At 62.8% G+C, this 19,745-nt stretch carries 20 protein-coding genes; 12 read left to right on the top strand and 8 right to left on the bottom strand.

Features of this window, described 5'->3' with window-relative positions:
• Positions 1-162, top strand: a complete 162-nt coding sequence (locus tag ACFQ2F_RS06525) for a hypothetical protein (RefSeq protein WP_379087454.1) — start codon at positions 1-3, stop codon at positions 160-162.
• Between the two features lie 240 nt (positions 163-402).
• Here ACFQ2F_RS06525 and ACFQ2F_RS06520 read toward each other — a convergent pair whose 3' ends face one another.
• The 5 genes from ACFQ2F_RS06520 to ACFQ2F_RS06500 all read right to left on the bottom strand — a co-directional run bounded on the left by ACFQ2F_RS06520 (position 403) and on the right by ACFQ2F_RS06500 (position 3,579).
• Complete coding sequence (locus ACFQ2F_RS06520) at positions 403-876, bottom strand: hypothetical protein (protein ID WP_379087451.1); 474 nt, start codon at positions 874-876, stop codon at positions 403-405.
• 61 nt (positions 877-937) lie between these two features.
• Positions 938-1,867, bottom strand: coding sequence for a hypothetical protein (locus ACFQ2F_RS06515; RefSeq protein ID WP_379087449.1), 930 nt, complete (start codon positions 1,865-1,867; stop codon positions 938-940).
• A 167-nt stretch (positions 1,868-2,034) separates the two neighbouring features.
• On the bottom strand, positions 2,035-2,328 hold the full coding sequence (locus ACFQ2F_RS06510; protein WP_379087446.1) for a hypothetical protein: 294 nt from the start codon (positions 2,326-2,328) through the stop codon (positions 2,035-2,037).
• 52 nt (positions 2,329-2,380) lie between these two features.
• Entirely contained in the window at positions 2,381-2,929 is a 549-nt protein-coding gene (locus ACFQ2F_RS06505; protein WP_379087443.1) for a PAS domain-containing protein, read from the bottom strand.
• A gap of 242 nt (positions 2,930-3,171) precedes the next feature.
• Complete coding sequence (locus ACFQ2F_RS06500; RefSeq protein ID WP_379087440.1) at positions 3,172-3,579, bottom strand: MucR family transcriptional regulator; 408 nt, start codon at positions 3,577-3,579, stop codon at positions 3,172-3,174.
• 402 nt (positions 3,580-3,981) lie between these two features.
• Here ACFQ2F_RS06500 and msrB point away from each other — a divergent pair, with 402 nt between their 5' ends.
• The 3 genes from msrB to ACFQ2F_RS06485 are packed head-to-tail and all read left to right on the top strand — an operon-like array spanning position 3,982 to position 7,104.
• A complete protein-coding gene (gene msrB / locus ACFQ2F_RS06495) occupies positions 3,982-4,392 on the top strand; it encodes a peptide-methionine (R)-S-oxide reductase MsrB (protein ID WP_379087437.1) in 411 nt (136 codons plus the stop codon).
• Between the two features lie 15 nt (positions 4,393-4,407).
• Positions 4,408-6,531 (top strand): S9 family peptidase, encoded by a 2,124-nt coding sequence (locus tag ACFQ2F_RS06490; RefSeq protein WP_379087434.1) that lies wholly within the window; start codon positions 4,408-4,410, stop codon positions 6,529-6,531.
• Positions 6,532-6,549: 18 nt separating this feature from the next.
• A complete protein-coding gene (locus tag ACFQ2F_RS06485) occupies positions 6,550-7,104 on the top strand; it encodes a hydrolase (RefSeq protein ID WP_379087431.1) in 555 nt (184 codons plus the stop codon).
• Between the two features lie 168 nt (positions 7,105-7,272).
• Here ACFQ2F_RS06485 and ACFQ2F_RS06480 read toward each other — a convergent pair whose 3' ends face one another.
• Entirely contained in the window at positions 7,273-7,740 is a 468-nt protein-coding gene (locus ACFQ2F_RS06480; RefSeq protein ID WP_379087429.1) for a thiol-disulfide oxidoreductase DCC family protein, read from the bottom strand.
• Between the two features lie 179 nt (positions 7,741-7,919).
• Between ACFQ2F_RS06480 and ACFQ2F_RS06475 the strand changes: the two genes are divergently transcribed.
• A complete protein-coding gene (locus ACFQ2F_RS06475; protein WP_379087426.1) occupies positions 7,920-8,516 on the top strand; it encodes a superoxide dismutase in 597 nt (198 codons plus the stop codon).
• 146 nt (positions 8,517-8,662) lie between these two features.
• Here ACFQ2F_RS06475 and ACFQ2F_RS06470 read toward each other — a convergent pair whose 3' ends face one another.
• A complete protein-coding gene (locus tag ACFQ2F_RS06470) occupies positions 8,663-10,291 on the bottom strand; it encodes a helicase HerA-like domain-containing protein (protein ID WP_379087423.1) in 1,629 nt (542 codons plus the stop codon).
• 155 nt (positions 10,292-10,446) lie between these two features.
• On the opposite strand from ACFQ2F_RS06470, the gene ACFQ2F_RS06465 reads away from it, so the two are divergent.
• The 6 genes from ACFQ2F_RS06465 to ACFQ2F_RS06440 all read left to right on the top strand — a co-directional run bounded on the left by ACFQ2F_RS06465 (position 10,447) and on the right by ACFQ2F_RS06440 (position 18,090).
• Entirely contained in the window at positions 10,447-12,318 is a 1,872-nt protein-coding gene (locus ACFQ2F_RS06465; RefSeq protein WP_379087420.1) for a methylmalonyl-CoA mutase family protein, read from the top strand.
• A 24-nt stretch (positions 12,319-12,342) separates the two neighbouring features.
• The gene (locus tag ACFQ2F_RS06460) at positions 12,343-12,738 is read left to right on the top strand and encodes a hypothetical protein (protein ID WP_379087417.1); all 396 of its coding nucleotides are present in this window, start codon (positions 12,343-12,345) and stop codon (positions 12,736-12,738) included.
• Entirely contained in the window at positions 12,739-14,898 is a 2,160-nt protein-coding gene (gene scpA / locus ACFQ2F_RS06455; protein WP_379087415.1) for a methylmalonyl-CoA mutase, read from the top strand.
• A gap of 92 nt (positions 14,899-14,990) precedes the next feature.
• Positions 14,991-16,022, top strand: a complete 1,032-nt coding sequence (gene meaB, locus ACFQ2F_RS06450; RefSeq protein ID WP_379087412.1) for a methylmalonyl Co-A mutase-associated GTPase MeaB — start codon at positions 14,991-14,993, stop codon at positions 16,020-16,022.
• Between the two features lie 52 nt (positions 16,023-16,074).
• Positions 16,075-16,734 (top strand): pyroglutamyl-peptidase I family protein, encoded by a 660-nt coding sequence (locus ACFQ2F_RS06445; RefSeq protein ID WP_379087410.1) that lies wholly within the window; start codon positions 16,075-16,077, stop codon positions 16,732-16,734.
• 12 nt (positions 16,735-16,746) lie between these two features.
• Positions 16,747-18,090, top strand: a complete 1,344-nt coding sequence (locus ACFQ2F_RS06440) for a TIGR03808 family TAT-translocated repetitive protein (protein WP_379087407.1) — start codon at positions 16,747-16,749, stop codon at positions 18,088-18,090.
• A 9-nt stretch (positions 18,091-18,099) separates the two neighbouring features.
• Here the strand turns inward: ACFQ2F_RS06440 and ACFQ2F_RS06435 are convergent, their stop codons facing one another.
• The gene (locus tag ACFQ2F_RS06435; RefSeq protein WP_379087404.1) at positions 18,100-18,588 is read right to left on the bottom strand and encodes an Lrp/AsnC family transcriptional regulator; all 489 of its coding nucleotides are present in this window, start codon (positions 18,586-18,588) and stop codon (positions 18,100-18,102) included.
• Between the two features lie 125 nt (positions 18,589-18,713).
• On the opposite strand from ACFQ2F_RS06435, the gene ACFQ2F_RS06430 reads away from it, so the two are divergent.
• On the top strand, positions 18,714-19,709 hold the full coding sequence (locus ACFQ2F_RS06430; RefSeq protein ID WP_379087401.1) for a mitochondrial fission ELM1 family protein: 996 nt from the start codon (positions 18,714-18,716) through the stop codon (positions 19,707-19,709).
• Positions 19,710-19,745: the final 36 nt, after the last annotated feature.

The raw sequence follows: 19,745 nt of genomic DNA, 5'->3' as shown, positions 1-19,745 counted from the left end.
ATGGCCTCACCAAAGTCGAAGCCAAAGAAGCAAGACGAGAAGCCCGACAAGCCGCAAAGCGAGCGCTTCAAAGAGACCGCTCGAAAGGTCGAGGCCGATGACAGTGGGACGATCTTCGAGCGCGCGCTTGATGTAATTGTGCGGAAAAAAGGTGTGCGTTAGCTATTCAGCGTCGCAGGGAACCCGAACTTTTCGTTGCGTGAACGTCGTGCTTTTCTTTGTATCAGCAACCGGCGTGCGTGCGACAGCTCGAATAACGGGCACCTTTAGATACTTCTCGATCTTCCGGTCAGCGCGAGTTAGCGCGTTCCGTAGAAGCTCTTTCTGCCGTTCGCTATTCATAATACACTCCTATAGGCCTTCCTATTATAGGTAGGCCATCACCTACCTACAACTCATATCCTATGTGACACGTTCGACCTGCCACAGGGTAATCCCCAGATAGGCCTCGCCCTTAGTTACCGTGTAGCCAAACTCCTTAAAGACCCTGAAAATCAGTTCGTACTTAACAAATGATTTATCGGGGACGTCTGGCGTATAGGTAAAAAACTTACCTATTTGGGCTTTCTCAATGAGAACGTCAGTGGCGGTCATAATCATGGAAAGCGCAAGCTCTCGGTCCGCCTTCTCTGGGAGGATGTCCAAAGTGTCAAGACCGTCCAGAAATCGGCTCTCTTCCCCGCTCTCCCAATCAGCTTCGACTACAGCAAAGATGTATTCGTAATCCCCGCCTGGAAGAGGAGACAGAGCCGTGAGCACCGAAATCGTATTGCCGGTGTCTTCGAGATAGCCAAGTACAATTTGCGCGATGAAATCCGAGCCGTTTGTAGCCGACGCGATATCAACCGGGTCGCCGACGGTATCTATGAAAGACATCGTTACACCTTCAACCAAAGCGGGAAGAGGATCACGAGTCGATTTAGGGTTCAAGCGTGGCCTATTCGGCCTGTTCGTTGTTCCTGATCGCCTCTGCTACGAGCCGACTTAAATCACCATAATCGAGCGGAACCTCAGAGGGCTCTCTAAGACGCTTCGACAGATGCCGCATGAAGGCCCTCACCGACTGATAAATTTCTCCGGCTTCCTCGGTGGTGTATTTGACCCGCGCATGAGCGGCGTGGTTACGCCAGGCATTCTTCATAAGCCGAAAGTGTGTAGCCGACTCGGTAAAGAAGGGCTCCTCACGGTCCTTCCAGTCCTGCCCGTGCGTCGCTGCGGTACGAGATCTAATCTCTTTTTCGATGTCGTTTAGGAGCGAGTTCCAGTTCTCGTTTGAGGCGTCGACCTTTAAGGCTGACGCTAAGCATCCCAGTCCCACTTCCGCAGCTCGCATCAGATGCATAACTGCCGCCGTGCCGCGTGAGAGAGCAAGGCACTTGCCAGCCTCTTCGATATCAAAGCGCGCCGAGGGAAAACACTCGTCTACACGTTGCCCAAACGCTGGCTCGTCGCTGTCGAGGAGTCGCGCGTTGTTAGAGACGAAGTAAAGCGCCTTGCCGTCCAGCTCGTGCTCAATCCTCTCCCTAAGCTGCTCACAGTAGCTTTTGGCTAGTAACCCCATTTCGGCGTTGCCGCCCGCCATAAGCATCTTGAGCTGCTGGGCCTTCTTTAGTGAAACGTTCAACCGTAACGCCTGCAACAACGTCTCCAGCTCCGTCAACCTCTCCACTGCGAGCTGTGTGTTGCCCTCAGTTTGGAAAAAGCTTTCCGGGTCGGTCAGCAAGTTCTCAATCAAATTTAGGAGATTGAGTAGGTTGACGAACTTATCCGCGTGAAACCTCAGCATATCCAGCAAGCTCCATAGCCTGCCGGGCCGCCATCTCTCCGCAGCCTCAAACTCTGGGTTGTATCCGGCAGGGTAGTTCATCCTACCCGCCCCGCACTGGGTACGTAAAGTATAACATGCTCTATAAATTCCTATGGCAATCTATGATTGCGGAGCGGGGCGGGGATAAGTTCAGGCAGACGGAGCGCAGATCGGGCGCCTCCATAGGGACGTGAAGATAGAAATCCCCGCACGGCGTCAGCGCCCCATCATGCCGGCCTCACGATGAGGTTGAGATGGGCTGCGATGGACGTGAGGGAGGAAAGTGGAAGCGGGATGACGCCCGGCGCGACCGCCACATCTATCGCCGGATGGCCCGGGCCGGAGCCAAGGCCTATGCGCGGAAACGCGACCTGCCGGGCCTCGTCCCGCTCTGGCCTCATGAGATCGCCGATGCCTCCATCGAGGGAACTCAGCATATCGTCGCCAAGCTCGCCCGCGCTTTGCGGACCGAGCGCCGCCGCGCCCGCGCATCCCATTGGAGCTACGATCTCAATCGTCATCTTGCGCTGATGAGCGCCTATCGCGCCGAGCGAGCGATCCTATTGGCCGGCCTCAAGCGCAAGCGCCTTTCGGAGGAAACCGATACCGAAGCGGCAGCTCGCCCTGAAGATCCGCGAACCCGTCCGCATCCTCCGCGCTTTCGACCGGCGCACGGCCCGAGAAGTCGTAGCCGAGAATGAAGCGAACCTCCGGACCTTCCAGGCGAAGCGGCAGCCGAAGCCAGTACATTACGATGTGCCCGCGGCCCTTCACAGGCCCCCTGACCACGCCGCTCTGCACCGCGCCCTCCTCGATCACCGCACCGTGGACGCGCCGCCAATACTCCGCCTGGCGTCCGCGAAACACGGTCTCCACCCGGCGTCCCGTCAGCTCCGAACCGTAGATGCCGCGCAAAGCGGTGCCGGCCAGCCGGAAGCGCGATTCGGTCAGCCCATCCTTCACGTCGATGAGACAGATATTCGGCAGGAGACGCGGGATCCGCTGCGGATCGAAATCCACTCGATTGGGGATCGGGCCTGATTCTGAGAGGGCCTTCCAATAGTCGAAAAGCTCACGCTGCCCCGAAACGAGCAGCTGGTCTCTGAATCCGGTCTCACTCAAAAAATCGGCCCCCCTGCAGCGCGCCGATCTCGAATCAGACCGGCTCCTCGACTATCTGCAGTTCGGGCGACACTCTCAAGACCATTGATGGGATTCTACGAAGAATCACAACGGCTTGTGTCAGCCTTAAATTGGGCTACTGAATCTGGAGGCAGGATGGCCCGGCCGTCTCTTTGCCGCTAGGACCGTGCGAGGCGCGCGAAGTCCCGGCGATGATTCACCGGGACCCCGAGAGGCGTAGACTAGCGCCGGCGCTGACCCAGCCCCATGCGCTTGGCGAGCGCGGAGCGAGCCGCCGCGTAGTTCGGCGCGACCATGGGATAGTCGTGAGGCAGGCCCCACTTCTCGCGATACTCTTCCGGCGAAAGATCGTAATGGGTCCGGAGGTGCCGCTTGAGGGATTTGAACTTCTTCCCGTCCTCCAGGCAGATGATGTAGTCGGGCGTCACCGACTTCTTCACCGGAACCGCCGGCTTCAGCTCCTCGCGAGGCGGCTGGGTGGAGTTGGAAGCAGCCTGATTCAGCGCATCGAACACGCTGCCGATGACATTCGGCAGCTCCGCAGCCACGACCGTGTTGTTGCTCACGTAGGCGGACACGATCTCTGCCGCCAGCTCGACGAGCTCGGTCTTCTCTAGATTATCTTCCATCGGCCGCTGTTGACCTCCCCTTGCTTCCACAACATGCTCCTAAATCGTTGAACTACCAAAATCGCAAATCAACTCACGAATGACGACTTACATATACTAGAATATGCCGTTTTTAAGGCGCAGCGACAGTATAACTCTGCAACTATAGCCTGCAAAAAACTCAAAACTAACACTCCGGCAGCGCGCGTATAGCACAGTTCAACCAGTGCCCATAGTATCTTTACCCTGGAAACTTTCCCCGAACGTAGTGCCCTAGACGTCAGAGCTGCATTTTCCGATGAGCCGAAGTTCTTCCTAAAGTCTGGCAGGCCGCGGCAAGCCAAGGAAAAAACGTTGCCGCGCCCTCCAATTAACGCCGCTTGGGGACTATGTTTCCTCCCACATCATCCTTGAGGTCGAGCCATGCAGAAAAAAACCGAGAACGCCGAGACGGACCGGCGCAAGACGCTGAGCCCTGAGGCCTATCACGTCACCCAGGAACAAGGCACCGAGCCGGCCTTTAGCCATCCCTATTACCAGGAGAAGCGCGACGGCATGTATCGCTGTGTCTGCTGCGATGCGCCGCTGTTCAGCTCCGACGCCAAATTCGAATCGGGCACCGGCTGGCCGAGCTTCACCGATCCGGCGGTGAAGGCAAACGTCACCACCCACGAAGACCTGTCCCACGGCATGCGCCGGATCGAGGTGCGCTGTGCCAATTGCGATGCCCATCTCGGCCACGTCTTCCCCGACGGCCCTGGACCGGAAGGCCTGCGCTATTGCATCAATGGCTGCGCCCTGGACTTCGATCCGGCCGCCGACGAAGCCAAATAACCGACAGTAATTGTAATGGATATCCCTTCGCGACCGCTGCCGCCCGAGGCGGCCAAGCGCCTGACCGTGGCCGAATACCACGGCGAAAAGCTGCAAGACGAATACGCCTGGCTGCGCGCGCCCAACTGGCAACAGGTGATGCGCGACCCCAGCGTGCTCGATCCGGAGATCGAGGCGTATCTGACGGCGGAGAACAAATACACCGAGGCCGTGCTCGCCGAGACCGAGGCGCTCCAGAAGACCCTGTTCGAGGAGATGAAGGCGCGCATCAAGCAGGACGATTCGTCCGTCCCCTCCCCCGACGGCCGTTATGTCTATTACACCCGCTTCGTCACCGGCGGGCAGCATCCGCTGTTCTGCCGGCGCCCCATCCAGCCGGACGCGACCCTCGGCGAGGAACGCGTTCTCCTCGACGGCAATGCGCTAGCCGCTGAGCACGCCTATTTCAATATCGGCGGGGTCGACCACAGCCCCGATCACAGCCTGATCGCCTACGCCGCCGATACCAGCGGGTCCGAATTCTTCGACATCAAGATCATCGAGGCGGAGAGCGGCGGCCAGGTCGGCGAGACGATTCCCGACAGCAATGGCGGCATGAGCTGGGGCGCCGACAGCAACGCCCTCTATTACGTCTGGGTCGACGAGGAGCATCGCCCCCGAGAGATCCGCCGCCATGTCCTCGGTCAGGACCAAGCGGATGCCGTCATCTTCGAGCAACACGACCCGGCCTTCTTTTTAGGTCTCGGCCAGACCCAGAGCCGCCGTTTTCTCACGCTCTCTACCCACGACCACGAGACGTCCGAAGTGCACCTGCTCGATATGACCGAGGCTGCCCCCGAGCCGCGTCTCGTCGCGCGCCGCGAGCCCGAGCACGACTATTCCGTCGAGCATCACGAGGATCGCCTGATCATCCTCACCAATTCCGGCGGCGCGGAGGATTACCGCATCGTCGAGGCGCCCATCGGAAATCCCGGCATGGAGCATTGGCAGGAGATCGAGCCCCACCGGCCAGGCCGGCTGATCCTCGACATCGTCGCCTTCAAGGATCACCTGGTGCGCCTGGAGCGCGAGGACGGCCTGCCGCGCATCGTCATCCGGCGCTTCGCAGACGGTGAGGAGCACGCCATCGAGTTCCCCGAGGAGGCGTATGGACTTGGGATTGCGCCGGGCTACGAATACGACACTCATACGCTCCGCTTCACCTACGCCTCCATGACGACCCCATCCCAGGTGTTCGATTACGACATGGAGACCCGCGAGCGGCATTTGCGGAAATCGCAAGAAGTTCCGAGCGGCCACAAGCCGGAGAACTACGTCGCCCGCCGCATCTTCGCGCCGGCGCCCGACGGCGAGATGATCCCCGTCTCCATCCTCCACCACAAGGACACGCCCATCGACGGCACCGCGCCGCTCCTTCTCTACGGCTACGGCGCCTACGGCATCTCCATGCCGGCCCATTTCTCAATCACCGCGCTCAGCTTGGTCGACCGTGGCTTCGTCTACGCCGTCGCCCACATCCGCGGCGGCAAGGACAAAGGCTATCGCTGGTACAAAGAGGGCAAGCGGGCGAAGAAGGTGAACACCTTCACCGACTTCATCGCGGCCGGGGAATATCTCGCCGAGCAGAACTTCACCTCCCGCGGCCGCATCGTCGCCCATGGCGGCAGCGCCGGCGGCATGCTCATGGGCGCCATCGCCAACATGGCGCCGGATCTCTTCTTGGGCATCATCGCCGAGGTGCCCTTCGTCGATGTGCTCAACACCATGCTCGACGAGACCCTGCCGCTCACCCCGCCCGAATGGCTCGAATGGGGCAACCCGATCAAGGATCCGGAGGCCTACCGCGCCATCGCGGCCTATTCGCCCTACGACAATGTGAGCGCCCAGGACTACCCTCACATCCTGGCCCTGGCCGGCCTTGCCGATCCCCGCGTCACCTATTGGGAACCGGCCAAATGGGTCGCGCGCCTGCGCAACCACAAGACCGACGACAACCTGCTTCTGCTCCGCACCAATATGGAGGCGGGCCATGGTGGTGCCTCAGGCCGTTTCGACCGGCTGAAAGAGGTCGCCCTGTCCTACGCCTTCGCCCTGCTGGTCGCCGGCAAGGCCGACACCCCGCCCGCCCCGAGAGACTGAGACGAGAGGACCGCATCCATGCTGATGGACAAGGAGAGATCGCAGCTTCTGATCGTCGACATGCAGGAGCGCCTGCTTCCGGCCATGTCTGACGCTGACGACATTACGAAAGCCTGCGAACGCCTGGTGCGCGGAGCCCAGACCCTGGACCTCCCCATCACGGTCTCGGAGCAGTACCCGAAAGGCTTAGGGCCCACTGTCGAGCCTCTGCGCCAGACCCTCGGCAACAGCGCCACCGTCATGGAGAAGGTCGAGTTCTCCTGCTTCCAGAACAAAGAGATCCGCGACCGTCTCGAGGAGCTCCGCCGCAAGGGCCGGCCCCAGGTCGTCGTCGGCGGCATCGAGGCCCATGTCTGCGTGCTTCAGACCGCCCTCGATCTCGCCGCCCAGGGCTTCGAGACCTTCGTCGCGGCGGATGCCATCGGCTCCCGTCTGAAGGAGAGCCGCAAGCTCGCCATGGGCCGCATGCTCCACGCCAACGTGTCGGTCGTGAACTCGGAGATGGCCCTGTTCGAATGGGTCGGCAAAGCAGGCTCTCCGGAGTTCAAAGAGATCCAGGCCCTGGTGAAGTAGCCCCTGCACCAACCCTCTCCCGACCTGAACCAACCCTGCAGCTTCGGTTCATGCTGGGTTCAGGTGGGTTTTGCCATTCTCCAATCGTCAGCCCTGCACTGGCATGGTTAGCAACCTTCCTCGGCACCGGGGGCGGAGCTCAGGGGCTCCGTCCCCACCCCTTATTCCTCAGGCGATAAAGCGGTCTTCCTCAGAAGGCCCCGGCACGTAGCATTGCTCGCGCCCGCCGAAGAGGCGGATGCGGTTCTGCGCGACCAGGTCGTAGAGGCGGTCCCCGATGACCGGCGGCACCAGCCAGCCCATCATCGCCAATCCCGACCACGGGAAACCGAGCCGCCACCCTACGCGCACCGCGCTTCCCCATTTCAGATAGGCCCGGCCCCCATCCAGCAGGATGTTGCTCTCGTAGTTGCGCGTATCGAGGCCGAAATGCCGGTAGAGCGCCTGGCCGAGCGCCGTCTGGGCCGCCAGAAAGCGAAACTGCTTCTTCGGATCGTGCCGTATGACGAACTGGGCGAACCGCGAGCAAAGGACGCACTTCCCGTCGAAGACCAGAATTGGCCGGTCGTCGGGGAAAGACGGCACCGACGGGTCGATCCGGTAGCTGTATGGCTGCATTTGCAGGCTCTGGAGCATGGCTTCCCTCGGAAATAGTGCGGAGGAACTCAACGCATAAGACACCAATAAGATGCCATTCCCCATGCTCGGAACGGTCGCTTGTGCCCCTATCTTGGAACCTTTAGCGTGCCCACGCTTTTCCCTCCTTTAACAGCGGGGATTCCCCCCTCAATCATTTAGCTGCTGGAGAAAAAATCGTGTCTTTTACACTTCCTGATCTTCCATACGCATACGACGCCCTTCAGCCCTATATGTCGGCTGAGACCCTCGAATATCACCACGACAAGCATCACCAGAAATACGTCGACACCCTGAACGAGCTGATCAAAGGCACTCCGTACGAGAATATGGAGCTGGAGCAGATCGTGAAGGAGAGCTTCGGCAAGGATCAGAAGCTCTTCAATCAGGCCGGCCAGCACTTCAACCACACCCATTTCTGGCCGTGGATGAAGAAGGATGGCGGCGGCACCAAGGTGCCGGGAAAGCTTCAGGGCATGATCGATTCCGATCTCGGCGGCTTCGACAAGTTCCGTGAGGACTTCCTCGCCGCCGGCGCAGGCCAGTTCGGTTCGGGCTGGGCCTGGCTCGCCGTCAAGGACGGCAAGCTGGAAATCTCGGGCACGCCCAACGGCGAGAACCCGCTCGTCCACGGCGCTTGGCCGCTGCTCGGCGTCGATGTGTGGGAGCACTCCTATTACATCGACTACCGCAACGCGCGTCCGAAATACCTTGAGGCCTTCTTCGACAATCTCGTGAACTGGGAGCATGTCGAGGAGATGCTCGAGAAGGCGTAAGGCGCACCGAGCGTTTCGCGAAATGCATTACCGAAGGGCGGCTCATCGAGCCGCCCTTTTTGCATCTCAACCAAACTCGTCATTGCCGGGCTTGCCCCGGCAATCCAGAGCAAAACGCTAGAGCTGCCGCTATGGCACGCCGGCAATCAGCGAAGCAGATTGCCCATCAGCCCGCGCGCCACCGACCGGCCGACCTGCGCGCCCGAAGTGCCGCCGATACTCCGTCCCACCGCCTCGCCGGCATCCACGACCGTCTCGCGGGCAAAGCCACGCACCGTCTTCTGCCAGCCGGTGAGCCGCTTGCCCTTCCGGTCCAGACCGAACAGCCAATACGCCCAGCTAATGAAGACGCCCGGCTCTTCGTCTTTCTTCTCCGCGGGCTCGGCTTTCGCCTCCTCGCTGCCGCGACCCTTGCTGTTCTGCGCCGCCTCTTCCTTGGTGGAAGGGCGTTCCTCCATGCGCTCGGCCAGGATCTCCGACGCCGACCGCCGGTCGACCGTCTCCTTGTATTTCGCCGTCATCGGGCTGTCGGCGATGATGTCGGCCCGCTCCTTCTTGGTGACGGGACCGACCCGTGACCGCGGCGGCCGCACCAGCGTCCGCTCCACCATGGTGGGCTGGCCCTTCTCGTCCAAGGTCGAGACCAGTGCCTCGCCCACGCCGAGCTGGGTGATCGCTTCTTCCGTGTCGAAATCCGGGTTGGGTCGGAAGGTCGAGGCCGCCGCCTTCACCGCTTTCTGCTCCCGGGGCGTGTAAGCCCGCAGCGCATGCTGCACGCGGTTGCCGAGCTGACTGGAAACCGTGTCCGGAACGTCCAGCGGGTTCTGGGTCACGAAATAGACGCCCACGCCCTTCGACCGGATCAGCCGGACCACCTGCTCCACCTTGTCCAGCAGGGCCTTCGGCGCATCGTCGAACAGGAGATGCGCCTCGTCGAAGAAGAAGACGAGATTCGGCTTGTCCGGATCGCCCACCTCGGGCAGCTCCTCGAACAGCTCAGACAAAAGGAACAGCAGGAAGGTCCCGTAGAGCCGCGGGCTCTGCATCAGCTTGTCGGCGGCGAGAATATTCACATAGCCGCGGCCGTCCTTGGCCGTGCGCATCAGGTCTTCGATATTGAGTGCCGGCTCGCCGAAGAAGTTCTCTCCGCCCTGCTGCTCCAGCACCAGCAAGCTCCGCTGGATGGCGCCGATGGACGCTTTCGACACGTTGCCGTAGCTCGTTTTGATTTCGCTGCCCCGATTGCCGAGATTGACGAGGAGGTCGCGCAGATCCTCCAGGTTCAGGATCGGCAACCCCTCGTCGTCGGCGATCCGGAAGGCGATGTTGAGCACGCCTTCCTGCGCGTCGCTCAGGTCCATCAGCCGCGACAGGAGCAGCGGCCCGAGTTCGGTGATGGTGGAGCGGATCGGTATTCCCTGCTCGCCGAAAAGATCCCAGAAGACCGCCGGGAAGGCCTCGTAATCGAGCTCGTAGCCGATCTCTTCCGCCCGCTTCTCGAAACCCTTCTTCGGCTCGCCCTTCATGGCGATGCCCGAGAGGTCGCCCTTAACGTCGGCGCAGAAGACCGGCACGCCTGCCGACGAGAATCCTTCCGCTAGATCCTGCAGGGTCACCGTCTTGCCGGTACCGGTGGCGCCGGTGATCAGCCCATGGCGGTTCGCCAGCCTCAGATAGATGAACTCCGGCTTCACGCTCTGGCCGATATAGACCGAGCCCTCCGGCAGCGTCTGATCCACTGCCGCGTCGTCCTGCTTGCTTTTCGTGCTCGCCACCCCAGCCTCCCAGCGTTTCGGCGGCAGAGTTTAGCCGCGCCCCCGCACCCCGCAAAGATGGCACAGGCGGAAAGCGGTCGTTTTCTCCGCTTTGTTGCCGCTTCGCCTTCATGCTAGGAGGTCCGCTCGCGGATTGAGGTAACATCCTGGTGACAATGGCTGACTTGAGCTTAGCGGGCGATTTTCCGGAAACCACCGAGGCCGAATGGCTGGCGCTGGTCGAAAAATTCCTGAAGGGCATGCCCTTCGAGAAGCTGAAGACGCGCACCTATGACGGCAACCTTATCGAGCCGCTCTATCAGCCGGCCGAAGGCAAGGAGCCGATCCCCGGGCGCGCGCCCCGCACCCCTTGGGGCATTATGCAGCGCATCGATTTGCCCGATGCGGAGGCCGCCCACAAACAGCTCATGGACGATCTGTTCAACGGCGCGCCGGGGCTCCAGCTCGTCCTGAAAGGCGCGGTAGGCGATTACGGCTATGCGCTCGATCCGTCCAAGCTCGAAACCGTCCTAAAAGAGGTGCTCTTCGACAAGGGCGTCGAGGTCGAGCTCGATTGCGGCGAAGATGCCGATGCCGCAGCCGAGGCTCTCGCCAGCCTCGTTGAGGCGTCCGGCGTCTCCCCTGCCAATGCGGTCATCCGCTTCGGTCTCGATCCTCTGGGCGCGCTCGCCGCCACCGGCAAGCTTTCCAAATCCTGGGCCGATCTGGCGCCCGACTTTGCCGCGCGCATCAAGGCCCTCTCCGAGAAGGGCTTTAAGGGCCCCTTCGCCGTCGCCGACGGACGCCCGGTTCATGCTTCGGGTGGTTCCGAAGGCCAGGAGCTGGCCTTCGTCCTAGCCACTTCCGTCGCCTATCTTCGCGCGCTCGAAGACGCCGGCATCGATCTCGGCCAGGCGCGGAAGATGATCTCCTTCCGCCTTGCCGCGGATCAGAACCAGTTCCTGACGCTCGCCAAGTTCCGCGCCCTGCGACGCCTTTGGGCCCGTATCGAGGAGGCCTGCGGTCTCGATCCGGAGCCGGCCCATGTCAGCGCCGAGACCGCCTGGCGCATGATGACCCGCCCCGATCCTTACGGAAACATCGTGCGTGCCACCATCGCCTGCGCCGGTGCGGCCATCGGCGGCGCCAACGCCATGTCCGTGCTGCCCTATACGGCCGCCATGGGCATTCCCCGCGAGCACGCCCGCCGCGTGGCCCGGAACACCCAGCTCATCCTGACGGAAGAATCGAACCTCCATCAGGTCGCCGACCCGGCCGCCGGCTCCGGCGCGCTCGAAGCCTTCACCGACGATCTGTGTCGGTCGGCTTGGGTCCTCTTCCAGGAGATTGAGAAGGCGGGCGGTGCTTACGAGGCGCTCAAGGCCAGGCTCGTCCAGAAGCATGTCGCCGAGACCCGCGCCGAGCGGGATAAGAACGTCGCCAAGCGCAAAGAGGCGATGATAGGCACCAGCGATTTCCCCGATCTCGACGAGGATAAGGTGGAGGTCGACCCCGCACGGGAGATCGAGCCGGTCCAGTCCCCGGAGATCGCGCCCCTCACCCGCTATCGTCTGGCGGAGCCCTATGAGGCCCTGCGCGACGCGTCCGACGAAGCGCTAGAGAAGACCGGCAAGCGTCCGGCGATCTTCCTGGCCACAATCGGCAAGCCCGCCGATTTCGTGGCGCGCGTCACCTTCGCCCGCTCCTTCTTCTCCGCCGGCGGCATCGCCCCGATCCTGCCGGAGAAGCCCATCACCACCGAGACCGGCGAACCCCAGACCTTCACCATCGAAGACACCGTGAAGGACTTCAAGGACTCCGGTCTCAAGCTGATCTGCCTCTGCTCGTCCGACAAGGTCTATGCGGAGAAAGCGGTCGAAGCGGCGAAGGCCCTGAAGGAGGCCGGCCCGAGCTTTATCTATCTCGCCGGCAAGCCCAAGGAAGGCCGAGAGGAGCTGCAATCCGCCGGCGTCGACGACTTCATCTTCGCCGGATGTGATACCTTGTCGGTGCTGCAGGACGCGCAACAGAAACTCATGGAGGACTAGACGGGGAGCTGAAGGCGTCGCCGGATGTACGAGACGGAACGACAGGCAGAGATCGAGGAGATCGAGCGCGAGCTGCAAATCTTGCGGAGGCGCTATGCAAATCTGGATCGTGCCGGAAAGCGCATGCGGATCATGACCTATCTGTTCGCTCTCGGATTTGGCGGCATTGTCATCGCGTCACTGCTTTCAATAGATCTGCTAGGTGGCGGCATCGTTCTGATTGTCATCCTTCCGATCGCTTTTGCTCTTTGGATTTTCTGGCGCCGCTTGGAGCCACCCCAGCGATGGATTGATGTGGCTTGCACAGCCTGGGGAGTAGGAGCGTGGGGAGAAGGGCCGGGCCGCACCGAAGCCATGGCTATCGAAGATATGGTTGCCGAGAGGATGGAACGGCTCGCCAGGTTGAGAGGTAATTATTAGATGACCGGGATCCCGAATTTCACCGAGATCGAGTTTGCCGACGCAGGCCACGCAGCCAGCGCGCAAGCCACAGAAGCCTGGACCACACCGGAAGGCATCGACGTCGCCCCCGTCTATACGGATGAGGCGCGCGAAGGCCTCGACTTCCTGCATACCTATCCGGGCATCAAGCCTTACTTACGCGGTCCCTACCCGACCATGTATGTCCAGCGCCCCTGGACCGTCCGCCAATATGCCGGCTACTCGACGGCCGAAGAATCCAACGCCTTCTACCGGCGCAACCTCGCCGGCGGCCAGCAGGGCGTCTCCGTCGCCTTCGATCTCGCCACCCATCGCGGCTATGATTCCGATCACCCCCGCGTGCCCGGCGATGTCGGCATGGCGGGCGTGGCTATCGACTCCATCTACGACATGCGCGTCCTGTTCGACCGCATCCCGCTGGATCAGGTCTCCGTCTCCATGACCATGAACGGCGCGGTGCTGCCTGTGCTCGCCCTCTTCATCGTCGCGGGCGAGGAGCAAGGGGTGTCCCACGAGAAACTCTCGGGCACCATCCAGAACGACATCCTGAAGGAGTTCATGGTCCGGAACACCTATATCTACCCGCCCGGACCGAGCATGCGCATCGTGGCTGACATCTTCGCCTATACCAGCCAGAACATGCCGAAATTTAACTCCATCTCGATCTCCGGCTATCACATGCAGGAGGCCGGCGCGACGGCCGACCTGGAGCTCGGCTACACCCTCGCCGACGGCATCGAATATGTCCGCACGGGCATCGAAACCGGGCTGGACGTCGACGCGTTCGCCCCGCGGCTCTCCTTCTTCTGGGCCATCGGCATGAACTACTTCATGGAGATCGCCAAGATGCGCGCAGGCCGCATTCTCTGGGCGAAGCTCATGAGCCAGTTCAATCCGAAGAACGAGAAGTCCCTGGCGCTCCGCACCCACTGCCAGACCTCTGGCTGGAGCCTGGCGGCGCAAGACGTCTACAACAACGTCATCCGCACCTGCATCGAGGCCATGGCCGCCACCCAAGGCCATACCCAGTCGCTCCACACCAACGGCCTGGACGAAGCCCTGGCCCTGCCGACGGACTTTTCCGCCCGCATCGCCCGCAATACCCAGCTCATGCTGCAGCAGGAATCCGGCACCATCGACGTGATCGATCCCTGGGGCGGCAGCTATTATGTCGAGCGCCTGACACACGATCTCGCCGCAAAGGCCATGGCCCATATCGAGGAGATCGAGGAGATGGGCGGCATGGCCAAGGCTATCGAGGCGGGGCTGCCGAAGCGCCGCATCGAACAGGCCGCGACCGCCACCCAAGGCCGCATCGATTCCCGCCGCCAGACCATCGTCGGCGTGAACAAATACAAACCGTCCCGCGAGGAGGACCTTCGTCTGCTCAAGATCGACAACCGGTCGGTCCGCGAGCAGCAGCTCGAAAAGCTCAAGAAGCTTCGCGCAGAGCGCGACGAGGAGAAGGTGCAATCGGCCCTCGACCAGCTCACGAAATACGCCGAAACTGGCAAGGGCAATCTTCTCGAAGGCGCCGTCGAGGCCGCCCGCGCCATGGCGACGGTGGGCGAGATCTCCGAGGCACTGGAGAAGGTCTATGGCCGTCACCGCGCGGAGATCACCGCCGTGACCGGCGTCTACAAGGCGGAAGTTGGCACCATGGATGGAAACGCCGAAAAGCTTGCGGAGCTGATGGACGAGTTCGAGGCCGAGCAGGGTCGCCGGCCTCGCATCCTCGTCGCCAAGATGGGCCAGGACGGCCATGACCGCGGCCAGAAGGTCATCGCATCCGCCTTTGCCGATCTGGGCTTTGACGTGGATATCGGCCCCCTCTTCCAGACCCCGGAAGAGGCCGCCCGTCAGGCGGTGGAGAACGACGTCCACATCATCGGTGTCTCGTCGCTGACCGCTGGCCATCTGACCCTGGTGCCGGCCTTGCGCGAGGCCCTGGAAGAGCTCGGCCGCGACGACATCATGATCGTCGTCGGCGGCGTCATCCCGCCTCAGGATTACGACGAGCTCTACGAGGCGGGCGCCAAGGCCATCTTCGGTCCCGGCACCCCCATCGCCGAGGCGGCCATGGACCTCGTCGCCAAGCTGAAGGACGGCGAGGCCGAGCCCCAGCAGGCCGCCGAATAGAGGCTCTTCAATAGATCGCCTAAGGCGCATCGACCGCTTGCCGTCCGCCGTTTGGCCGGTAGGGTAGCCATGCGCCAGCCAGGGATGGATTCGTGACTGCTCAGAAGAAAAGGCCCGCCCCCACCGTCGACGAGCTCGCCGAGAAGGTGACGAGCGGCGACCGGGTCGGCCTCGCCCGCGCCATCACCCTGATCGAGAGCGTGAAGCCCGACGACCAGCTCCGCTCCCAAGAGCTTCTCGAAAAGCTCCTGCCCAAGACGGGCCGCGCCTTTCGCATCGGCATCTCCGGCGTGCCGGGCGCCGGCAAATCCACCCTCATCGACCAGTTCGGCGTGAACCTCATCGAGGCCGGCCACAAGGTCGCGGTCCTCGCCGTCGACCCTACCTCGACACGCAGCGGCGGCTCGATCCTCGGCGACAAGACCCGCATGGGTCGGCTAGCGTCCGAGGAGAACGCCTATATCCGCCCTTCGCCGACCGGCGGCAGTCTCGGCGGCGTCACCAAGACGACCCGGGAGACCATGGCCGTGGCCGAAGCCGCCGGCTTCGACGTGGTGATCGTGGAGACCGTCGGCGTCGGCCAGTCCGAGACCACCGTCTCCAAGATGGTCGATGTCTTCGTCGTCGTTGCCATTCCCGGCGCGGGCGATGAGCTGCAGGGCATCAAGCGCGGCCTGCTGGAGCTCGCCGACATCATAGCCGTCAACAAGGCCGACGGCCCCAATGTCGAGCACGCCGAGAAGGCGGCCCAGGAATACCGCGCCGGGCTGCACATCCTGGCCGCCGGCAATCCCGGCTGGTCGCCGTCCGTGCTCACCCTCTCCGCCCAGGAGAACAAGGGGCTCGACAAGCTCTGGGTGAAGATCCAGGAGCGTCACGCCAAGCTGAAAGAGACGGGCGAACTCGCCAAGCGGCGCGGCGAGCAGGCCGTCACCTGGATGCGCGAGCTATTCGAGCAGCGCCTGCTGGCCGCCTTCAAGGGCGGTCGAAAAGCCGCCCGCCAATGGAGCGAGATGGAGGACAAGGTCCGCGCCGGCGAGATGAGCGCTGTCTCCGCCGCCACCCAGCTTAGCGAATTGGCCAGCGCGGGCGATGAGGTGAAGAGCGATCAGCCCAAAAGCTGAGACGCGCCAAAACCGCTTCTCGCGCCCCTCGCCTTTGGCCTATTCTGCGCCCATGGCGGAAACCGATGCACAACGATCTCTGCTGCTGACAGGCTTCGGCCCGTTCCCCGGGACTCCGGAGAACCCCTCCATTGCGCTCGTCGAGACGCTTGCGGAAGGCTTCGCCGACACCCCCGGGCTTGCCCTGCACAAGCACATTCTCCCCACCGAGTGGGCTCATGTGCATCATCAGGCCCCGGCCCTCCTGGACACTGTGCAGCCCGACATCGTGGTCCATTTTGGCCTCTGCCGCGGCGCCAACGGATTCCGCATCGAACGCTCCGCCTATAACCAGGCGAGCCGGCTGGAAGATGCCGCCGACGCCCTGCCCCACAGCCCTGCGATCCTGACCGTCGGCACGCCGCGTCTCGACACGCGGCTTTCGACGACCCACCTCGCCCGCGAGCTGCGCCAGGCGGGCATTCCGGCTCTGCCGTCCTTGAGCGCCGGCCGATATCTCTGCAACACCCTCTACTATCTGTCGCTCAATTGGGCGGCGAAGCAGGCCCACAGGCCGTTAGTGCTGTTCGTTCATATTCCGCCCGCCTCAGGCGATGGCGGTTATCTTGACGACGCTGAGATCGCACGCGGCGCGGATACGCTGTTGCGCGAGGTGCTCCATCGGCCCCGTCTCGCCGCGCACCATGCGGTGCCCGCAAGCCACGCCGCCTAGAAGGACAGGACCATGCCACTTGATCGCCGCGACCTGATGCTGGGAGGCTTCGGCGCCGGGCTTGCCTTGAGCGCAAGCGCCGCCACTGCGGCGGATACCTCCGACGCACCGGCACCCCAGAGCACCTTCGATATCGTCCCTGCCGGCGGCGAGCTGGACCAAAGCGCCACCCTTCAGGTCGCCATCCAGAACGCCGCTTCCAGCGGTACCGTGCTCACCCTGCCCGCCGGCATCTATGCCGTCGGCGGTCTCGACCTTCCCTCGGGCATCGCCATCCAGGGTGTGCCCGGCCGCACCGTGCTCAAGCTCTCGGGCGCCGACTTCATCCTGAAAGCGAACGGCGCCGACGGGGTGAGCCTCAACGGGCTGATCCTCGACGGCGACGACCAGCCGCTTCCCCAGGACGCAGCCCTGTTCGAGGCCAAAGAGACCCGTCATCTCGAAATCGCCAATTGCCGCGTCTTCAACAGCGCCGAGAACGGCATCGCCCTCCAGGCTTGCGGCGGCCGCATCGCCTTCTGCGAAATCGGCAAGATCGCCAAGACAGGCCTCTTCTCCAACGATGCGGTTGGACTCGAGATCGCTCACAACACCGTCCGAGATTGCGGCGATAACGGCATCCAGGTCTGGCGGTCGGAGCCCGGCGACGATGGCACTCTCATTCACGCCAACCGAATACAGCGAATCGAGGCGAAGAGCGGCGGCAGCGGCCAATACGGCAATGGTATCAATATCTTCCGAGCCGGCGCTGTGGTCGTCAGCAACAACAGAATCGCCGACTGTGCCTATTCCGCCGTGCGCGACAACACCGGCAAGAACTGCCAGATCCTCGGCAATTCCTGCTCGCGCCTCGGGGAGACCGCCATCTTCGTGGAGTTCGCCTTCGACGGCGCGGTGATCGCAAACAACGTTATCGATACCGCCTCTTCCGGCATCTCGGTCACCAACTTCAACAAGGGCGGCCACCTCGCCGTGGTCCAGGGCAACCTCGTCCGCAACCTCTTCTTCCGTAAGGGCACCGGCTCCGGCGGCATCGGCATCGCGGCCGAGGCCGATTGCTCCGTCACCGGGAATGTCGTGGAGCGGTCCCCCGGCTACGGCCTCTTCTTCGGCTGGTACAGCTATCTGCGCGACATCGCCGCGACCGGCAATCTCATCCGCAACTGCCATATCGGCATCGGCGTCTCGGCCGACGGCGAGGCCGGCTTCGCGCTTATCACCGACAACATGATTTCGGGCAGCAAGGACGGCGCCATCCGCGCCATGAACGGGCCGAAGCCCATCGGCCCGGACCTTGCCGCCTCGAGCGCGGAATCGTTCCGCAATCTCGCCGTCTATTCCAATGTCGGAATCTGAAGCGCGGGCTCACGCCTCTTTCGCAGCAAGCTGCAAGGGCAGCCCCGTGGCTTCCTTCGCCGTACGGATCACCAAGGAGGTCTTCACGCTCTCCACATTGGGCGCGGCCGTCAGGTCGTGGATGATGAAGGACTGAAAGCTCGTGAGGTCCGGCGCCACGCAGCGCAGCAGGAAATCGATCTCCCCCGACAGCATCGAACACTCCTGCACGACGGGCGATTGCAGCGCGCGCTCTTCGAAGGCGATGAGGTCGGCCTCCGCCTGGCTGTGCAGCTTCACCATGGCGAACGCCGTTACGTCGAAGCCGAGCTTGCTGCCATCGAGCACCGCCATATAGCGCTCGATGATGCCCGCCTCCTCCAGCGCGCGGACCCGGCGCAGGCATGGCGGTGCTGTAATGCCCACCTTGCGGGCGAGTTCGATATTGGTGATCCGGCCGTCTTCTTGAAGAACCTGGAGGATCCGCCAATCGGTCTGATCGAGGCGGGCAGCGCGCATGAAAGCTTGGGACGACTCCCTGGAAATACCCCGTAAGCCCGGCTAGAAGCCAAATAGGCTAGGATGCCGGTCAGCGAGGCGAAATAATCGATCTCAAAACGATAATAAACGAAAAGCTGCCGTCGATGAACCATTCCGGAAATTTCAGCGAAGATCCCGCCGGCAGCGCACCCGCCGCGACATGGGTGATCACGGACGGCGCCGCCGGGACCCGCGCCCAGGGCCTGGCTCTCGCCGAAGCGGTCGGCCTGCCCTACCGCCTTCATGAGCTCCGCCAGGTTCGCCTGCCCCTTCCGCCGTCGTTACAGCGCTTTCTGCCTGCCCCGCTGCTCCTGCGCGAAGCGGAGCTGGACCCGCCCTTGAGCGGCGCCTGGCCCCGCCTCGTCATCTCGGTGGGCAAGCGCAGCGCGCCAATAGCGCTTGCCGTGAAGCGCGCCTCCGGCGCCACTTTCGCCGTCCACATCCACGATCCGAAGCTACCCTTGCGCCTCTTCGATCTGGTGGCCATCCCAGAGCATGACGGGGTGACGGGCCAGAACGTCATTCCGACCCATGGCTCCCTCCACGCCGTCACGGAAGAAAAGCTCGCCGACGCCGCCAAACGCTTCGCCCAAAAGCTCGATTCCCTGCCCCAGCCGAGGATCGCCGTGCTGCTCGGCGGCAAGAGCAACGCCTTCGACTTCCCCGTCAAAACAGGCCAGACTTTGGGGCGCAAGCTGTCGGGCCTCGCCAAGGAATTCGGCGGCTCTCTTCTCGTGACGCCCTCCTACCGCACACCGCCGGATGCCTTCGCCGCGCTGAAGGACGAGATCGATCAGGTCCCGGCCTTCGTCTATGACGGCGAGGGCGAAAACCCCTATCTCGCCTTCCTCGCCGCGGCCGACGCCATCGTCGTCACGGAGGACTCCGTCAACATGGTCACCGAGGCCGCGGGCACCGGAAAGCCGGTCTATGTCGAGGCCCTGCCGGGAAAGTCGAAGCGCCTCGGCCGGTTTCACCTCAAGATGCGCGAAGATGGGATCACCCGGATCTTCGAGGGGACGCTGGAAACGTGGAGCTATCCGCCCGTCCGCGACACCGACAAGGTCGCTGCCAGGGTCCGCGAGGCTCTGGGCGTGTGAACCCGGGAGGCTGAGGACAACCCCGTCAGGCCCTTG

The sequence above is a fragment of the Methyloligella solikamskensis genome, from assembly GCF_042676065.1.
Lineage (GTDB): Bacteria > Pseudomonadota > Alphaproteobacteria > Rhizobiales > Methyloligellaceae > Methyloligella > Methyloligella solikamskensis.
This window is presented reverse-complemented; position numbering and strand designations above follow the sequence as displayed.

Excerpts from the sequence above, each read along its gene's own strand:
- ACFQ2F_RS06525 (WP_379087454.1), top strand. The coding sequence starts at position 1 with ATGGCCTCACCAAAGTCGAAGCCAAAGAAGCAAGACGAGAAGCCCGAC.
- ACFQ2F_RS06520 (WP_379087451.1), bottom strand. The coding sequence starts at position 876 with ATGTCTTTCATAGATACCGTCGGCGACCCGGTTGATATCGCGTCGGCT.
- ACFQ2F_RS06515 (WP_379087449.1), bottom strand. The coding sequence starts at position 1,867 with ATGAACTACCCTGCCGGATACAACCCAGAGTTTGAGGCTGCGGAGAGA.
- ACFQ2F_RS06510 (WP_379087446.1), bottom strand. The coding sequence starts at position 2,328 with ATGACGATTGAGATCGTAGCTCCAATGGGATGCGCGGGCGCGGCGGCG.
- ACFQ2F_RS06500 (WP_379087440.1), bottom strand. The coding sequence starts at position 3,579 with ATGGAAGATAATCTAGAGAAGACCGAGCTCGTCGAGCTGGCGGCAGAG.
- msrB (WP_379087437.1), top strand. The coding sequence starts at position 3,982 with ATGCAGAAAAAAACCGAGAACGCCGAGACGGACCGGCGCAAGACGCTG.
- ACFQ2F_RS06490 (WP_379087434.1), top strand. The coding sequence starts at position 4,408 with ATGGATATCCCTTCGCGACCGCTGCCGCCCGAGGCGGCCAAGCGCCTG.
- ACFQ2F_RS06485 (WP_379087431.1), top strand. The coding sequence starts at position 6,550 with ATGCTGATGGACAAGGAGAGATCGCAGCTTCTGATCGTCGACATGCAG.
- ACFQ2F_RS06480 (WP_379087429.1), bottom strand. The coding sequence starts at position 7,740 with ATGCTCCAGAGCCTGCAAATGCAGCCATACAGCTACCGGATCGACCCG.
- ACFQ2F_RS06465 (WP_379087420.1), top strand. The coding sequence starts at position 10,447 with ATGGCTGACTTGAGCTTAGCGGGCGATTTTCCGGAAACCACCGAGGCC.
- ACFQ2F_RS06460 (WP_379087417.1), top strand. The coding sequence starts at position 12,343 with ATGTACGAGACGGAACGACAGGCAGAGATCGAGGAGATCGAGCGCGAG.
- scpA (WP_379087415.1), top strand. The coding sequence starts at position 12,739 with ATGACCGGGATCCCGAATTTCACCGAGATCGAGTTTGCCGACGCAGGC.
- ACFQ2F_RS06445 (WP_379087410.1), top strand. The coding sequence starts at position 16,075 with ATGGCGGAAACCGATGCACAACGATCTCTGCTGCTGACAGGCTTCGGC.
- ACFQ2F_RS06440 (WP_379087407.1), top strand. The coding sequence starts at position 16,747 with ATGCCACTTGATCGCCGCGACCTGATGCTGGGAGGCTTCGGCGCCGGG.
- ACFQ2F_RS06435 (WP_379087404.1), bottom strand. The coding sequence starts at position 18,588 with ATGCGCGCTGCCCGCCTCGATCAGACCGATTGGCGGATCCTCCAGGTT.
- ACFQ2F_RS06430 (WP_379087401.1), top strand. The coding sequence starts at position 18,714 with ATGAACCATTCCGGAAATTTCAGCGAAGATCCCGCCGGCAGCGCACCC.